We start from the raw sequence: 14958 nt of genomic DNA, 5'->3' as shown, positions 1-14958 counted from the left end.
CCCACCGTCTCATCGGAGGCAGTTGGTCGGCGGCGCGACGCCCCGAAACCTGTTGTCCAGGAATGTCAGTGCGGCGGGAAGCCCCTCGAATGCCGCCTGGATGTGCTGCGGTGCATGGACGACGTCGAACTGCAACGTGGCCCCACTCGCGCAGTACCGCGCAGCAGTGTCACGCAGCGCACCGATCGGAATCAGCGGATCGTTGTCGCTTCCCCACAGAAGTGTGGGTGCCGTCGGCACACCTGCGTACTTGACCAGACTGTTCTCGTCGATGATCTGCTGTGCCTCGGGGCTGTCCACCAAAGAGGTGGTGGTCGACACGGCCAGCGCACTCTTGAACGCTCCGGTCGCCAGGATCACCGGCGTGCACGCATTCGACACCTGATCCTTCAACGCCAGACCGGTGGAATTGAGTTGTGCGGTGATCGGCAAGCGATCCGGGTACTCGCGTTCGAGTCCGAGGGCGGCAGCGAACGCGAGACCGAATGCCTGGTGGGGCTGAAAACCCAATGCGCGGGCGATGTTGTCCAGATCTGCGGGCACACCTCCGGCTGCGGCACCGACGATGTTCAGCTCCGGTGCGTAGCTGGGAGCGAGCGCCGCGGCCCACGCCGTCGCCATTCCGCCACCGGAGTAGCCGGCCATACCCACCGGGCTCGCTGCCAAACCGAGTTCCGGCACGCGCTGTGCGGCGCGGACGCCGTCGAGCGTGATCTGTCCGCCCAATTTGGCTGCGCCGTAGGCACTTTTCGGCCCGAGGTGGTCCGGTACCGCCACGGTCCATCCACGCATCAGCGCGAGATTGAGAAATTCACGTTCCTGCACGCCGGTCGTCGGGTCGGCACCGAACAGAGACTCCGACGGAGCGCATTGCAACCCGAGCGCGTTGACGAAGGGTTGATAGGACAGCAATGGTCCGCCCGAGGCGCGGTTCATCGGTGCCAGAACGGTTGCCACTGCGGCGATGGCGTCGCCTCGGGAATCGGACGACCGGTACTGGAGCTGCCAGATGTCGGCGCCGGGATACAGGGGGCTCGAAAACCGCCGACTGGCAACGACATCACCGTTGTTCTTTCCGTTCAGGTCTGCAGCCGCCGCGTACAACGTGCCTGGTACCGGGGCCGGATCACCGGGCGCTGCCGACGCGTGGGGAGCCGAAGCGAACAACAGCGACATCAGCCCGACGACGAGTGTGAGGGTCACGAGGGTGCGAAGCATGGCGAAATTCTTCTCGATTTCGATCGGCCCGAACGCAAGGTTCGGGTGAGAGATATTCGGATACCGTTGACGGACAATCGACTTCGAAACAGTCACGGCGCACCCTGGGAGACCATCGGCGAGTTGCGGTCGACCGACTCGCGATCGCCGCGGGGCAGCGCGGCCGCGACTGCGGTGGCCAACCCCATGGTCGCGGCCAGCCCGAACAGCACCGCCCGCTGCGACGTCAGGTAGTCCGCGGCGACCGGCTCCGCGGGAAGCAGGTTGAAGTACACGGCACCGGTGACCGCAGTACCCACAGCAGATCCCACTTGCTGGACGGTCGGCATGATCCCCGACGCCGAGCCGATGGCGTGCGGGGCCACCCCGGCGACGATGGTGCTCTGCAGCGGCGCGATCACCGACCCGAGACCCGCGCCGAGCACACCGAGCGGGACGACCGCCCACCAGGGGAAGCCTGCACTGTCGAGATACTCGGTGGTGACGCCGAGAACGAGCAGAGCCAGTCCCATAGCCCCCGCACCGGCCACAACGACTCGACAATCCCAGTGGCGGAACGAGATCGGCGCAGCCGCGGAGGCGAGCACGGCTCCGAGCGCGAAGGGAACGGTGATCGCTGCCACCGTCGACGCGCTCTCACTCAGTCCGGATTGCAGTGTCACCGACATCGTCAGAACGAATCCGGTGAAAGTGCCGTACACGAGGGCCGACACGGCACATCCCACGGAGAATCCGCGTGCACCGAAGACACCGATGTTCACCATGGCGTGCGCTCCCGCTGCACGTCGACGACGCTCCCACACCACGAACCCGGCCAGGGTCGTCAGACCGAGCGCAACCGCGGGCATGGCAGCGAGGGCACTCGAGCTGATCATGACGGGGCAGACGATCAGCAGAGCCCCGATCGACCACAGGGCGGCACCGACCGCGTCGAACCGTCCTCCGTGTCCTGCCGGGACCTGCTCGGTACCCGGTGCGACGAACCTGCGACCGAGAACGACTGCAGCCGCAGAGATCGGGATGTTGATCAGAAACAGTGCGCGCCAACCGGTTCCGAGGATGTCGAGGTGCAACAGCGCTGCGCCGATCGACGGCCCGGCGAGTCCGGTCAGCCCCGCGGTGCCACCGTACAGCGCGAACGCGGTGGTGCGCCGGGTGCCGGAGTAGGCCGCTGTCACGATCGCCACCGTCTGGGCCGACATCGCCGCTCCCGCGAGCCCTTGCAACACGCGAGCGAGGACGAGCAGTTCGACCGTCGGCGCGTACGCACAGAGCACCGATGTCACGGCGAACAGCACAGTGCCGGTGACGAATACCGTTCTGCGACCGAAGACCTCACCGGCGCGTGCCATCGTGAGCAGCGCGCAGGCGAACGCGAGCAGGTACGCCGTCGGGATCCAGACCTGCCCGGTGCCCGACGCGTCGAGGTCACGCGCGATCGTCGGCAACGCCACGGTGACGGCGGTGACGTCGATCATCTGCATCGTGACGGCCAGCAGACAGGCACCCAGCGTCAGCCACGAGCCGCTGCGAGGGTGCGTCATACCCGGCTGACGTCCGGAAGCTCGTGGGCGAACACGTGAGCCTCGGGCGGCTGTGGAATGTAGTCACCCTTGTCGACCACGGCGGAGTAGATCTCGGAGATCTTGGAGAAGTACAGGTCGATCGAACGATCGGCCTCGTCCGTGCCCGGGTACAGGAACTCGACGCCGGTGTGGTCCTCGAAGCGGTTGATCCACATGAAGACTTCCTCGGAGCTGCCGCGGTTGCCGTAGAGACCGGCTCCCGCCGCGTCCAATTCGGCTTCGCCCGGTAGCTTGCGAACGTCGACGTAGGAGATCATCGGCGCGGTCCATCCCGGCTGCGTCGTGATTCCGTGTTCCGGCAAGGCCAGCTCCAGCACCCGGTGGTACGAGGTGTTCGCCAGCAGCTTTCCGGAGTCGAATGCCTCTTGCGCGAGCACCGCGAGAGTACGGAACGTCGGCTGCTCACCGAGGTCGAATTGCACCGGAATCAGGCTCGAGTACCACCCGATCGACGCGAATTCACCCGGCGTCGACCGAGTGCTCTTGGGTGTCAGCCCGAGGTAGCTGTCCCGGCCGGCGAGCTCGTACTCCGCCAGGGCTGCGGCGGCGAAGATTCCGCCGATGAACTTGACTCCCACGGCTGTACACGCCTCGTCCACTGCCCGCGCCGTGGCACCGTCGAACAACGGGAACGAGCTGTGCGAGGTCCGTGTGTAGTCGACACTGCTGCGTCCCAACGGAAGTGGGAACGTCGGAAGATCACCTCCGTTGTCGGTGACCAGATCGATCCAGGTCCGAACGGCAGGACTGTCCAGGGTTGTGGCGTCGCTCTCGAGACGTTCACGCCGGCAGTATTCGAGGTAGCTGCCCGGGGTGAACAGGCCGTCGGACTCCCCTGTCACCGCATTGCGGTAGAGCTGGCGCAGTTCGTAGTAGGTCAGAGCCTGCGAGATGCCGTCGGTGTCGAGGTGATCGACCGCCGCGTACACCACGAAGTGATCGTCGTGTTCGATCGTTCCGAACGAGAAGCAATCCCAGCTCTCGGGACCGGGCGTGCTGTCCTGCACGTGACGCCGGATGGCCTCGGAGTCCGCCGGCACTCCGAAATCGGTCGGTTCGAGCGCGATGTCGGCGATGTCGACGAGGTGGCGCGTAGAACCTTCTGCTGTGGTGGAGAACCAGCTGCGGAACGAATCGTGCCGGGTGACGAACGTGTTGAATGCGCGCCCCATCGCGGCGCGGTCCAGTGCGCCTTCGATCTCGAACGTCACCAGGCACAGCCGGGAGAATCGGAACGACGATCCCCGGTTGCGGTACGCGGCTTCGAGATACGCCTGCTGGATGTGCGAGGGCGGTGCCGGGTGAACGGGTGCGGCCGCGGCAGCAGCTCGTGAAGCGACGGTGGGTGACCACGTGGTGAGCGGTCCTGGAGCGGGTTTCCACTCGTCGATGAGTCCGAATGCGACCACGACACAACCTTTCGAAGGAGACAGAGCGATTCGACGCGGAGAAGTGCGTCGGAGGAGCCAGTGCATCATCCGGGCCGAGGCCGAGAAACCCGCCGACGAGCATTTTGGAAAATTGACAACGATCCGCGGGATATCTGTGTCAAAACTGAACAATCGTCAGCATTGTTGTCGATGACAGTGTTCCGATCTACCGTCTGAGGTCGTACCGCGTCGGACACGGGCCGCTCGCGCATTGCTCCCACGATGTCAGGAACCATTGATGCCCAGTCGATTTCGCCTCGGTCAGGCGACCTCGTCGGCTCTGAGCGCGCTCGCTACCGCCGTCGTTCTCCTGTCGAGCACGGCGGCACCGGCTACCGCCGAAACCACCTCGTCGGTGGTCGGCGTCGAGGGCATTGCCGACCGACGAGACATCGTGTGGGTGCATTCGGCAGCCATGGACCGCGATATCCAGGTCGACGTATTTCGGTCGGCACAACCCGGTTCACCGACGCTCTACCTACTCAACGGAGCGGCGGGCGGCGACGGGGGAAGCAGCTGGTTCGATCAGACCGACATCGCCGGCTTCTTCGGAGACAAGAACGTCAACGTGGTCGTCCCGCGCGGCGGCGCAGCGAGCTACTACACCGACTGGCTGCACGACGATCCGGTTCTGGGCCGAAACATGTGGTCCACCTTCCTCGGTCGGGAACTTCCTCCGTTGATGGATGCTCTGCTCGACGGCAACGGGGCCAATTCGGTCGCCGGTATCTCGATGGCAGGCACGTCCGTCCTGCAGTTGGCGATCGCCCACCCGTCGGTGTATCGATCCGTCGCGGCGTTCAGCGGATGCGCGCGTACCAGCGACCCGGTGGGTGCCATGTACGTCAGGTCGGTGGTAGAAGCCCGCGGCGGTGGGTCGACCACCAACATGTGGGGACCCCAGGGAAGCGCCGACTGGATTGCCAACGACCCCTACGTCAATGCCGAGGGGTTGCGCGGCATCGACGTGTACATCTCGTCCGGAACGGGAGCGCCCGGGGCATTCGACGTACCGGGTGGTCCCGGTATCGGCAGCGATTACGGCAAGCTCGCCCAGCAACTCGCCGTCGGTGCCGTGATCGAGGCGACGACCGATGTGTGCTCGCAACAGATGCAGAAACGCTTGCAGGAGCTCGACATCGAGGCCACCTACAACTTCCGACCCAACGGGACCCACTCCTGGGCCTATTGGCAACAGGATCTGCACGACTCGTGGTCGGTGATCGCACCGTCGTTGGGGCTGCCGACCGGCACGTCCTGACCCGTGACTCCTCGAGCGATGACGAAGGAAAAGCGATGAACCGAACCGACGCTGCGGGCACTCCGGCTCTGGCTGCCACCTGGGCCCGCTCACCGTGGCCACTCGCCGACATCATTCGGGCCAAACGTGGCCGGACCGTCTCGGTCGTGCTACCCGCTCTCGACGAGGAGGAGACCGTTGCCGGCGTCATCGCCTCGATGACTCCTCATATGGGCAGCCTGATCGACGAACTGGTGGTGCTGGATTCGGGATCGACCGACGCCACCGCCGCGCGGGCCCGCTGCGCCGGTGCCACCGTCGTCTCCAGGGAGGACGCACTACCCGGCACACCCGTGGTCCGCGGCAAAGGTGAAGCGCTGTGGCGCGGCGTGGCTGCGACCTCGGGGGACATCGTGGTGTTCGTCGACTCCGATCTGGTCGATCCCGGTTCGCACTTCGTTCCCTCCCTCGTCGGCCCGCTGGTCATGGACGACGACGCCGAGTTGGTCAAAGGCTTCTTTCGTCGACCCCTGACGATCGGTGACACCACCGACGAGGACGGCGGCGGCCGCGTCACGCAGCTGACGGTACGGCCGCTGCTGACGGCACTTCGGCCCGAGCTCGCCGGTGTCTTCCAACCCTTGGGCGGAGAATACGCCGCGACTCGTCGCCTCTTGGAGGCACTTCCGTTCGCGCCCGGCTACGGCGTCGAGATCGGTGTCCTGCTCGATACGTGCGACCGGTTGGGTATCGGCGCGATCGGTCAGGTCGGACTGGGAACCCGACGGCATCGAAATCGACCGACCTCGGAGCTGGCGGTCATGAGTCGGCAGATCATCGCCACGATGTTCTCGCGCCTCGGCCTGAACGATTCCGGAGCCGAGTTCACCACATTCTCGACCACCGGGTCTCAGGTCTCGATGAGCGTGGCACCCTTGTCTCTTGTCGACCGTCCCCCGCTGATCACCGTCGACCACTACCTCCGTGCCACTCGCCGGAACTCGGTGAGCGCCCCGGTGTGAGACGAAGCCAGCCGCGCCCTCCACCGTCGAGCACGGTGGAGGGCGCGGCTGGGGCTTTCGAGAAACGAGCTACTTGCCTGTCTCCGCGGCACGGAGGTCCTTGCGCAGAATCTTGCCCGCCGCAGACTTGGGGACGATGTCGATGAACTCGACGCGTCGCACCTTCTTGTGCGGCGACACGCGCTCGGCGACGAAGGCGATGACGCCCTCTTCGTCGATCGTGGCACCCTGCTGGCGGACGACGAATGCCTTGGGGATTTCCTCGCCCTCGTCGTCGAGCACTCCGATGACGGCGGCGTCGGCGATCTCCTCGTGCGTGAGCAGCAATGCCTCGAGCTCGGCCGGGGGCACCTGGTAACCCTTGTACTTGATCAGTTCCTTGAGGCGGTCGACGATGTAGACGACACCCTCGGGATCGACGACGGCGATGTCGCCGGTGTGCAGGTAACCGTCGGAATCGAGGGTTTCTGCGGTGGCGGTGGGGTTGTTGAGGTACCCGACCATCACGTTCGGTCCCTTGACCCACAGCTCGCCTGGCTTGCTCAATCCCTCTGTGGGCAGCTCGATCTCCTCGAGGGTGCCCGGGTCGACGAGCTTGTTCTCGGTGTTCGCCAGCGGCTGGCCCACCGAGCTGAGCGGCATGTCGTCGCGATCGAACGGAATGGCGTGGCTGACGGGGCTGAGTTCGCTCATGCCGTAGCCCTGACGCACCCGCGTGTTCAGACGCTTCGCGACGGCCTTGCCGAGTTCCTCGTCCAGCGGTGCCGCGCCCGAGAAGATGGTGTGCACGCTGGAGAGGTCGTACTGATCGATCATCGGGTGCTTGGCGAGCGCGACGGCCACCGGCGGTGCGATGAACAGGTACGTGAGCTTCTGATCCTGGATGATCCGCAGGAATTCGACGAGGTCGAACTTCGGCATCGTCACCAGGTGCGCGCGCAGCTTGAGCGCGATGTTGAGCAGTACCGTCAGGCCGTAGATGTGGAAGAACGGCAGCAGCGCCAGGATCGCGTCGTCGCTGTCGATTCCGACGCGCGGTTCCATCTGTGCCACGTTCGCGACGAGGTTGCGGTGGGTGAGGATGACGCCCTTCGGCACACCCGTCGTGCCGGAGGAGTACGGCAGCACTGCAACGTGGGTGGCCGGATCGAACGAGACCTCGGGGGCGGGTGCGCCCTGGGTGAGCAGGTCGCGCAGGTTCGGGTGGCCCTCTGCGCCGTCGAGCACGATGACGTGATCTGCGTCGAGGCCGACCTTCTCCGCGGCGGCCTTGGCCTGCGGGTACAGCGGGGAGACGGTGAACAGGAACTTCGCGCCCGAGCCGGTGAGTTGCTTGGCGATGTCCTCTGCCGTGTACAGCGCGTTGATCGTCGTCGCAGTTCCACCCGCGCGCAGGATGCCGTGCAGCACCGACGCGAACGCGGGCACGTTCGGCGAGTGGAGTCCGACGACGTCGCCGACCTCGAGTCCGCGTGCGGCCAGAGCGCCTGCGATGGCGTCGATCTGGCCGATCAGCGTCTTGTAGGTGGTGACCGCACCCGACGTTCCGTCGATCAGTGCAGGCTTGTCGAGGTCGGACTCGGCGATCGATCCGAACAGGAAGTCGTAGACGCTGAGTTCGGGAATCTCGACATCGGGAAAGGGACTGCGGAAGCTCATGGCTCTCCTTCGAAAAACTGCGGCAACAATGATCGAACCCTACAGTGAAAGCGGTCACAACGGACGTACGACCCTACCGCCGAGTCAGGTAGTGGAGGGCTAACTTCGCGACGCGTACGGTTTGCCCGCTGCGGCCGGTCCCCGGACGTGGCCCACCAGGCCCGCGACGGCGAAAATGGTCACCACGTAGGGCAGCATCAGCATGAACTCACTGGGTACCGGCGAGCCGATGATGCCCAGTACGTTCTGCAGGTTCGACGCGAATCCGAACAACAGTGCGGCCAGCGTCGCGCGTACCGGATCCCAGCGCCCGAAGATCACGGCGGCGAGAGCGATGTAGCCGGCACCGGCCGTCATCTCCTTGCCGAACGCTCCGACCGAACCCAGGGTGAAGTACGCACCACCGAGGCCGGCGATGGCACCGGCGAGGCAGACGTTCCAGAATCGGGTGCGGGCGACATTGATTCCGACGGTGTCGGCAGCTTGCGGGTGTTCACCCACGGCGCGCAGTCGCAGGCCCCACTTGGTGTGGAACAACCCGAGGAAAACCAGAGCTACCGCGACGTACATCAGGTACACGATGAGCGTCTGCCGGAACAGCACCGGACCGAGAATCGGAATCTGCGAGAGCACCGGAATGTCGATGCGCGCGAAGCGCGGTGGTGAGTTGAGTGTCTCGGCGTTCTTGGTGAGCACCACCGAATACAGGAAGCTGGTCAGTCCGACCACCAGCACGTTGAGCACCACACCCACGATGACCTGGTTCACGAAGTAGCGAATGGAAAACACGGCCAACAGGGACGCGGTCAACGCTCCGGCGATCAGTGCCGCGAGTAGCGCGACGTACGTGGAGCCGGTGATCGACGCGACGACGGCGCTGACGAACGCACCTGCCAGCAACTGTCCTTCGATGGCGATGTTGATGACGCCGACGCGTTCGGAGATCACGCCGCCCATGGCACCGAAGATCAGCGGGGTACTCAGAGCGACCGCGCCGATGAGCAATCCGGGAACGGGAATGGTCTCACCGTCCGCGGCCCAGGCCAGGAACCCGAAGACGAACAGCACGGCGAACACTGCGAGCAGCCACAGCGGTGCCGAGCGGTACTGCGAGGCCAGGAACGCCGCGTATGCGGTGATGACGGCCAGCGCGACGACCACTGCGAGACCGGTGCCGAACGACGGCACGCCCACGGCGGGCAACGCGAAGAAGTCGCCCTCCGAGGCCAACGCGAATGTGCTTGTGCCCGAACCCTTCTTGACGACGAACAGCACCAGAGCGAGCAGGGTCACGACCCCGAGGATCGTGGGCACCTTCCAGCTGCGACCCAGCACCGCCTCGGCGGGGGCACCGACGGCGTCGGTTGAGGTGGTCACAGTGCACTCACCTTCGCGGTCTCGGCTTTCGCGAGTTTCTCTTCACCTGGTTTTGGCAATCGGAACACCGCTCGCACCAGTGGCGGCGCGGCGATGAACAACACGATCACCGACTGCACGACCAGCACGATGTCGATCGGTACGCCCTCGGCTGCCTGCATGGCGAACCCGCCGGCCTTGAACGCGCCGAACAGGATTCCCGCGAAGAACACGCCCCAGGGTTTCGATCGGCCGAGCAGTGCGACGGTGATGGCGTCGAACCCGATTCCGGCGTCGATGTCGGCGCTGAAGCCGGTGGTGACGGTGCCGAGCACCTGCGCCACTCCGGCCAAGCCGACCAGCGCGCCCGACAGGATCATCGCGTACAGGTAGATCCGATTGACGTTCATGCCCGCGACGCGCGACGCGTGCGGATTCTCGCCGACGGCGCGGAAGCGGAATCCGAGACTGGACCGTTCGAGCAGCCACCACACCGCGACGGTCACGACGATCACCAGCACGAATCCGAGGTGCAGACTGTAGCGGTCGCCGAAGAGCTTGGGGAACACCGCAGTCGACGCGATGGGCGGGGTCTTGGGGTTGTTCGATCCCGGTGCCTGCAGAGCACCGGGGGTACGCAGCAGATACGCGACGAGGTAGAACGCGATGTAGTTGAGCATGATGGTGACGATCACTTCGTGAGCGCCGGTGCGTGCCTTGAGGAATCCGGCGATACCGCCCCACACTGCGCCGCCCAGGACTCCGGCGACGACGGCCACGAGGAGGTGGATCCCGGCCGGCAGGTTCACTCCGAAGCCGACCCAGCCTGCGCACGCCGATGCGATGAGCATCTGGCCGCGGCCACCGATGTTGAACATTCCGACGCGGAAGGCCAGTGCCACACCGAGTCCCGCGACGATCAGCGGAGTGGCGAAGGTCAGCGTCTCGGTCAGCGGACGGATGCCGTTCTCGAATCCTGGACGCCGGAAGTTGTACACCGAGCCCTGGAACAACGACGAGTACGCTCCGGCAACGGAATCCCAGACCGCCTCGAGCATGTCCGAGGGACGGGAGAAGAAGTACCCGGCCGATTCCTGCACGGCCGAGTTGGTGGCGGCGATGAGCACGGCACCGACGATCAACGCGAGCAACACCGCGAGAACCGAGATGATCGCGCTGCCGGTGAAGATCTGCCGCAACACGACATGCGACTTCGACGGCTCCTGAGATACCGACGGCCGCTCGGCCTCACTCACCGCGTTCACCGCCCATCATCAATCCGAGTGTTTCGCGGGACGTATCCCCGGGGACGATTCCCACGATTGCTCCTCGATACATGACGGCGATGCGGTCGGCCAGTGCGGCAACCTCGTCCAGTTCGCTCGACACCACGATGACCGGGATCCCCGAATCCCGGGTGGCGACAATGCGTTTGTGCACGAATTCGATGGATCCGACGTCGATTCCGCGAGTCGGCTGCGCAGCGACGAACAGTCGCAGATCGCGGCTCAGTTCTCGCGCGAGCACCACCTTCTGCTGGTTGCCACCGGAGAGGCGTCCGACGGCGGTGCCGATTCCCGGTGCGCGAACGTCGAATTCGCTGAGCTTGTCCGATGCGAACTTCTCCAGATAGTCGCGTTGCACCGCGCCGCGTCGCACGAACGGCATGCTGTTTGAGCGATCGAGCATCAGGTTCTCGGCGATGGAGAATTCGCCCACCAGTCCGTCGACGGTGCGGTCCTCGGGGACGAAGCCGACGCCTGCGTCGAGCACGTCCTGCACCGTCGACCCGACGAGCGAGTTGCCGTCGAGGCTGATCTTGCCGGATACGTTGTCCTGCAACCCGAGTAGGGCTTCGACGAATTCGGTCTGACCGTTGCCCTGCACGCCGGCGATCGCGAGGATCTCTCCCGCCGCGACTTCGAGGCTGACGTCGTCGACGGTCTTGTTGCCCTGGGCGTCGAACACGGACAGGTTCTCGATCACCAGTGCCGCGTCCCCGGGCGTGGCCGGGTCCTTCGAGACGGTCAGCTGCACATCGCGTCCCACCATCAGTGCCGCGAGCTCGGTGTTGCTGGCGGTCGGCTTCGCTTCGCCGACGACCTTGCCGAGCCGGATGACGGTGATCTTGTCGGCCACTTCGCGTACTTCGCGCAGCTTGTGGGTGATGAAGACGATCGTGGTGCCCGACGCCGCGAGTTCGCGCATGATCCGCATCAGATCGTCGGTCTCCTGCGGCGTCAGGACGGCTGTCGGCTCGTCGAACACGAGCACCTTGGCCTCACGAGAGAGTGCTTTGACGATCTCGACCCGCTGCTGCACGCCGACGGGAAGGTCGTCGACGAGAGCATCGGGATCGAGGTCGAAGCCGAACCTCGCGGATATCTCCCGCACCAGCTTCCGAGCTGCCACGAGGTCGAGTCGTCCACCGAGCGAGGTGGTTTCGTTGCCGAGCACGATGTTCTCGGCGACGGTGAACACCGGAATCAACATGAAGTGCTGATGCACCATGCCGATTCCGGCGGTCATCGCCTCGCCCGGTCCGGCGAAGTTCTGCTCGACGTCGTCGAGCAGAATCTGGCCCTCCTCGGCGCGATACAGGCCACTGAGCACGTTCATCAACGTGGACTTGCCTGCACCGTTCTCGCCGAGGAGACAGTGGATCTCGCCGGATTCGACGCTCAGATCGATGTGGTCGTTGGCGATCAACGAGCCGAATCGTTTGGTGATACCGCGAAGTTCGAGCTTCATATCCCTTTACGACCGCTTGTTGCTACTTGGGTGCCGACGGCGACTCGACGGTGATGGACCCGTCGATGATGCCGGCCTTGATCGTGTCCAGCTCGCCCTGCAGCGCGGGGTCGACCTTGGACTCGAAGTCGTGGAACGGTGCGATACCGACTCCGTCGTTCTCGAGAGTGCCCACGTACGGGGTGTTGTCGAACGCATCGGCACCGGAGTTGGCGACGACCTCGTCGACGCTGGTCTTGAGTCCCTTGGTCACCGAGGTGAGCAGCAGGTCACCGACCGAGGGGTCGGACTCGAACACGTCGGCGTCGGCACCGATGAGGGCGACCGGGCGCGAGGAGTCGCGAATGGCCTGTGCCGCACTCTGATAGATGGGACCGCCGACCGGGAAGATGACGTCCGCGTTCTGGTCGATCAGACCCTGGGCGGTGTTCTTCGCGACCTCGTTGGCGGTGAATCCGCCGGTGAACGAGCCGTTCTGCGAGGGTACGTCCCAGCCGATGACGCGGACCGCTTCGCCCTTCTGCTCGTTGAAGTAGTTCACGCCGTCTGCGAAGCCGTCCATGAAGATGGTGACGGTCGGCAGCTGGGAGCCACCGAACGTACCGACCACGCCGGTGGTGCTGTAGCTCGCGGCCGCGTAGCCGGCGAGGAATGCGGACTGCGACGCGTCGTAGGTCAGCGGCTTGACGTTCGGCAGATCGATCGTGGAGTCGTCGATGATCGCGAAGTCGATGTCGGAGTTGGCCTCGGCGGCCACCTTGGTGGCGTCGGCCAGATCGAATCCGACGGTGACGATGAGGTTGCAGCCCTGATCGACGAGGTTGTTGATGTTGGGGCCGTAGTCGGTGGGCGATGCGGACTCGACGGTGCGTGGCTCGACGCCGAGTTCTTCGGAGGCTTCGGTCAAGCCCTCGAACCCGAGCTGGTTGAACGACTTGTCGTCGAATCCGCCACTGTCGGAGACCATGCAGGGCAGGAAGTCACTCGATCCGCCTCCGCCCGATCCTTCGTCTTCGGGGGCGGATCCACAGCCTGCGATCAGGGCGATGGCACCGAGCGACGCGACGCCGCCGAGTGCTGCCTTCCGCGTACTCGTGCGGGTAACGAATGACAAGATGTCCTCCAATTTAGGTGTACTTCGTCTGGGTCGGGACGCTACTCGCGCGGGCGAGGGTGCGCAGGATTTCGGTCAGGCATCCCTGTCGGGCTCGGCCTTGTGCGGCTCGGCCTTCGCGGTGGAGACATCGTCGGGCAAGCTGCCGCCTTCACGGAGTATTCGTGCTTCGTCCTCACGCACCATCACTGCCGGCCCCGCTGCCACCACCGAGGGGTTCGGCGGAGTTCCGGGCTTGAACACGTTGAAGAATACGTTGAGTACCACCGCGACGATGCTGGCGGCACTGATTCCGGAGTGGAAGATCGTGACGAACCAGTCCGGGAACTCGTCCCAGAAGTCGCTCGCGACAACAGGTATGAGGCCGAACGCCAAGGTCACCGCCACGATGACGACGTTGGAGTTGTTGTCGTAGTTCACCTTGCCGAGGGTGCGGATACCGCTCGCGGCGACGGTTCCGAACAGCGCGATGCCTGCGCCGCCGAGAACCGGAAGCGGGACGACCCCGACGACGGCTGCGAGAATCGGCGAAAGGCCCAGCAGTGCAAGCACGCCACCGCCCGTCGCCACGACGAAGCGGCTCTTGATGCCGGTCATCGCCACCAGGCCGACGTTCTGCGCGAAGGCCGTGGCCGGGAAGGTGTTGAAGATCGGGGCGACGGCTGAGGAGACCATGTCGGCGCGCAGGCCGTCGCCGACACGCTTGGAGTCGACGTCGGTTCCGACCACTTCGCCGACGGCGAGGATGTCGGCGGTGGTCTCGACCATGATCACCAGGATCACGATGGTCATCGACACGATCGCGCCGATTGCGAAGATCGGGGAGCCGAAGGCGAAGGGTGTCGGGACGGCCACGACGGACGCGTCGGCGACGCCGTCGAAGTCGGTCTTGCCGACGATCAGTGCCGCGATGGTGCCGACGACGAGTCCGAGCAGGATCGACAGCCGCGACAGTCCGGGGATCTTGGTCATCACCAGTACGGCGAGGAGGGTGAACATCGCCAGCCCGATGTTGCCGGGGTCCAGGTAGTTCGGGTTCGGGGCACCGCCCACCAGTTCCTGGCCGGTGATCCAGCGGGCGGCCACCGGCATCAGCGACAGTCCGATGACGGTGATGATGCTGCCGGTCACCAGCGGCGGGAAGAACCGAACGATCTTGGAGAAGAACGGGGCGATCGCCAATCCGATCAGCGCGGCCACGAGAACGGCTCCGAGCACGGTGCGCAGTCCGGTTCGCCCGTCGTCCGCGCCGGCGATGATCGTCAGAACCGTCGAGACCGATGCGAACGAAATGCCCTGTACCAGCGGCAGTTGCGAGCCGAAGAACGGGATGCCGATCGTTTGCAGCACGGTGGCCACGCCACTGACGAACAGCGCGCAGGAGATCAGCAGGGCCTGATCGGCCCCGGAGAGTCCGGCCGCTCCACCGACGATGATCGGGACGGCGATGACGCCGCCGAACATCGAGAGGATGTGTTGCAGACCGTAACCGAACATCTGCAGCACCGGTGGGCGAGCGTCCTCGGGCCTGGTCATGAATGTCAGGCTAGGAACCGGACGTTACGGGCAGCGGCACCCACCC

11 protein-coding genes are annotated in these 14958 nt (G+C 65.1%); 2 read left to right on the top strand and 9 right to left on the bottom strand.

The genetic code is table 11. The features are described from left to right. Positions 1 to 9: 9 nt before the first annotated feature. The 3 genes from NY08_RS22460 to NY08_RS22450 form a co-directional block, all read right to left on the bottom strand. On the bottom strand, positions 10 to 1218 hold the full coding sequence (locus NY08_RS22460; protein ID WP_045200979.1) for a lipase family protein: 1209 nt from the start codon (positions 1216 to 1218) through the stop codon (positions 10 to 12). A 92-nt stretch (positions 1219 to 1310) separates the two neighbouring features. Further along, on the bottom strand, positions 1311 to 2762 hold the full coding sequence (locus NY08_RS22455; RefSeq protein WP_052683911.1) for an MFS transporter: 1452 nt from the start codon (positions 2760 to 2762) through the stop codon (positions 1311 to 1313). Further along, positions 2759 to 4213 (bottom strand): condensation domain-containing protein, encoded by a 1455-nt coding sequence (locus NY08_RS22450; RefSeq protein ID WP_045198887.1) that lies wholly within the window; start codon positions 4211 to 4213, stop codon positions 2759 to 2761. Before NY08_RS22450 ends, NY08_RS22455 begins: the two co-directional genes overlap by 4 nt. Positions 4214 to 4472: 259 nt before the next feature. Here NY08_RS22450 and NY08_RS22445 point away from each other — a divergent pair, with 259 nt between their 5' ends. Both NY08_RS22445 and NY08_RS22440 read left to right on the top strand, forming a co-directional pair. After that, positions 4473 to 5495 (top strand): alpha/beta hydrolase, encoded by a 1023-nt coding sequence (locus NY08_RS22445; protein WP_045198885.1) that lies wholly within the window; start codon positions 4473 to 4475, stop codon positions 5493 to 5495. A gap of 35 nt (positions 5496 to 5530) precedes the next feature. Further along, positions 5531 to 6496 (top strand): glucosyl-3-phosphoglycerate synthase, encoded by a 966-nt coding sequence (locus tag NY08_RS22440; RefSeq protein ID WP_045200975.1) that lies wholly within the window; start codon positions 5531 to 5533, stop codon positions 6494 to 6496. Positions 6497 to 6565: 69 nt separating this feature from the next. Here NY08_RS22440 and NY08_RS22435 read toward each other — a convergent pair whose 3' ends face one another. The 6 genes from NY08_RS22435 to NY08_RS22410 all read right to left on the bottom strand — a co-directional run bounded on the left by NY08_RS22435 (position 6566) and on the right by NY08_RS22410 (position 14912). Beyond that, entirely contained in the window at positions 6566 to 8155 is a 1590-nt protein-coding gene (locus tag NY08_RS22435) for an AMP-binding protein (RefSeq protein ID WP_032393865.1), read from the bottom strand. Between the two features lie 99 nt (positions 8156 to 8254). Then, positions 8255 to 9532 carry an ABC transporter permease gene (locus NY08_RS22430; protein WP_045198883.1) on the bottom strand — a complete coding sequence of 426 codons (1278 nt, stop codon included), beginning with the start codon at positions 9530 to 9532 and terminating at the stop codon, positions 8255 to 8257. Continuing rightward, on the bottom strand, positions 9529 to 10767 hold the full coding sequence (locus NY08_RS22425) for an ABC transporter permease (protein ID WP_045200973.1): 1239 nt from the start codon (positions 10765 to 10767) through the stop codon (positions 9529 to 9531). The genes NY08_RS22430 and NY08_RS22425 overlap by 4 nt, the downstream gene beginning before the upstream one ends. Beyond that, a complete protein-coding gene (locus NY08_RS22420; RefSeq protein WP_045198881.1) occupies positions 10760 to 12262 on the bottom strand; it encodes an ABC transporter ATP-binding protein in 1503 nt (500 codons plus the stop codon). The genes NY08_RS22425 and NY08_RS22420 overlap by 8 nt, the downstream gene beginning before the upstream one ends. 22 nt (positions 12263 to 12284) lie before the next feature. Further along, positions 12285 to 13376 carry a BMP family lipoprotein gene (locus NY08_RS22415; RefSeq protein WP_230596611.1) on the bottom strand — a complete coding sequence of 364 codons (1092 nt, stop codon included), beginning with the start codon at positions 13374 to 13376 and terminating at the stop codon, positions 12285 to 12287. A 75-nt stretch (positions 13377 to 13451) separates the two neighbouring features. Continuing rightward, positions 13452 to 14912 (bottom strand): nucleobase:cation symporter-2 family protein, encoded by a 1461-nt coding sequence (locus NY08_RS22410; RefSeq protein WP_032393862.1) that lies wholly within the window; start codon positions 14910 to 14912, stop codon positions 13452 to 13454. Positions 14913 to 14958 lie beyond the last annotated feature (46 nt).

This window comes from Rhodococcus sp. B7740, from assembly GCF_000954115.1.
Classification (GTDB): domain Bacteria; phylum Actinomycetota; class Actinomycetes; order Mycobacteriales; family Mycobacteriaceae; genus Rhodococcoides.
The sequence above is the reverse complement of the archived record's forward strand: the minus strand, read 5'-3'. Positions and strand labels throughout refer to the sequence as shown.

Excerpts from the sequence above, each read along its gene's own strand:
- NY08_RS22440 (WP_045200975.1), top strand. The coding sequence starts at position 5,531 with ATGAACCGAACCGACGCTGCGGGCACTCCGGCTCTGGCTGCCACCTGG.
- NY08_RS22460 (WP_045200979.1), bottom strand. The coding sequence starts at position 1,218 with ATGCTTCGCACCCTCGTGACCCTCACACTCGTCGTCGGGCTGATGTCG.
- NY08_RS22435 (WP_032393865.1), bottom strand. The coding sequence starts at position 8,155 with ATGAGCTTCCGCAGTCCCTTTCCCGATGTCGAGATTCCCGAACTCAGC.
- NY08_RS22445 (WP_045198885.1), top strand. The coding sequence starts at position 4,473 with ATGCCCAGTCGATTTCGCCTCGGTCAGGCGACCTCGTCGGCTCTGAGC.
- NY08_RS22455 (WP_052683911.1), bottom strand. The coding sequence starts at position 2,762 with ATGACGCACCCTCGCAGCGGCTCGTGGCTGACGCTGGGTGCCTGTCTG.
- NY08_RS22420 (WP_045198881.1), bottom strand. The coding sequence starts at position 12,262 with ATGAAGCTCGAACTTCGCGGTATCACCAAACGATTCGGCTCGTTGATC.
- NY08_RS22410 (WP_032393862.1), bottom strand. The coding sequence starts at position 14,912 with ATGACCAGGCCCGAGGACGCTCGCCCACCGGTGCTGCAGATGTTCGGT.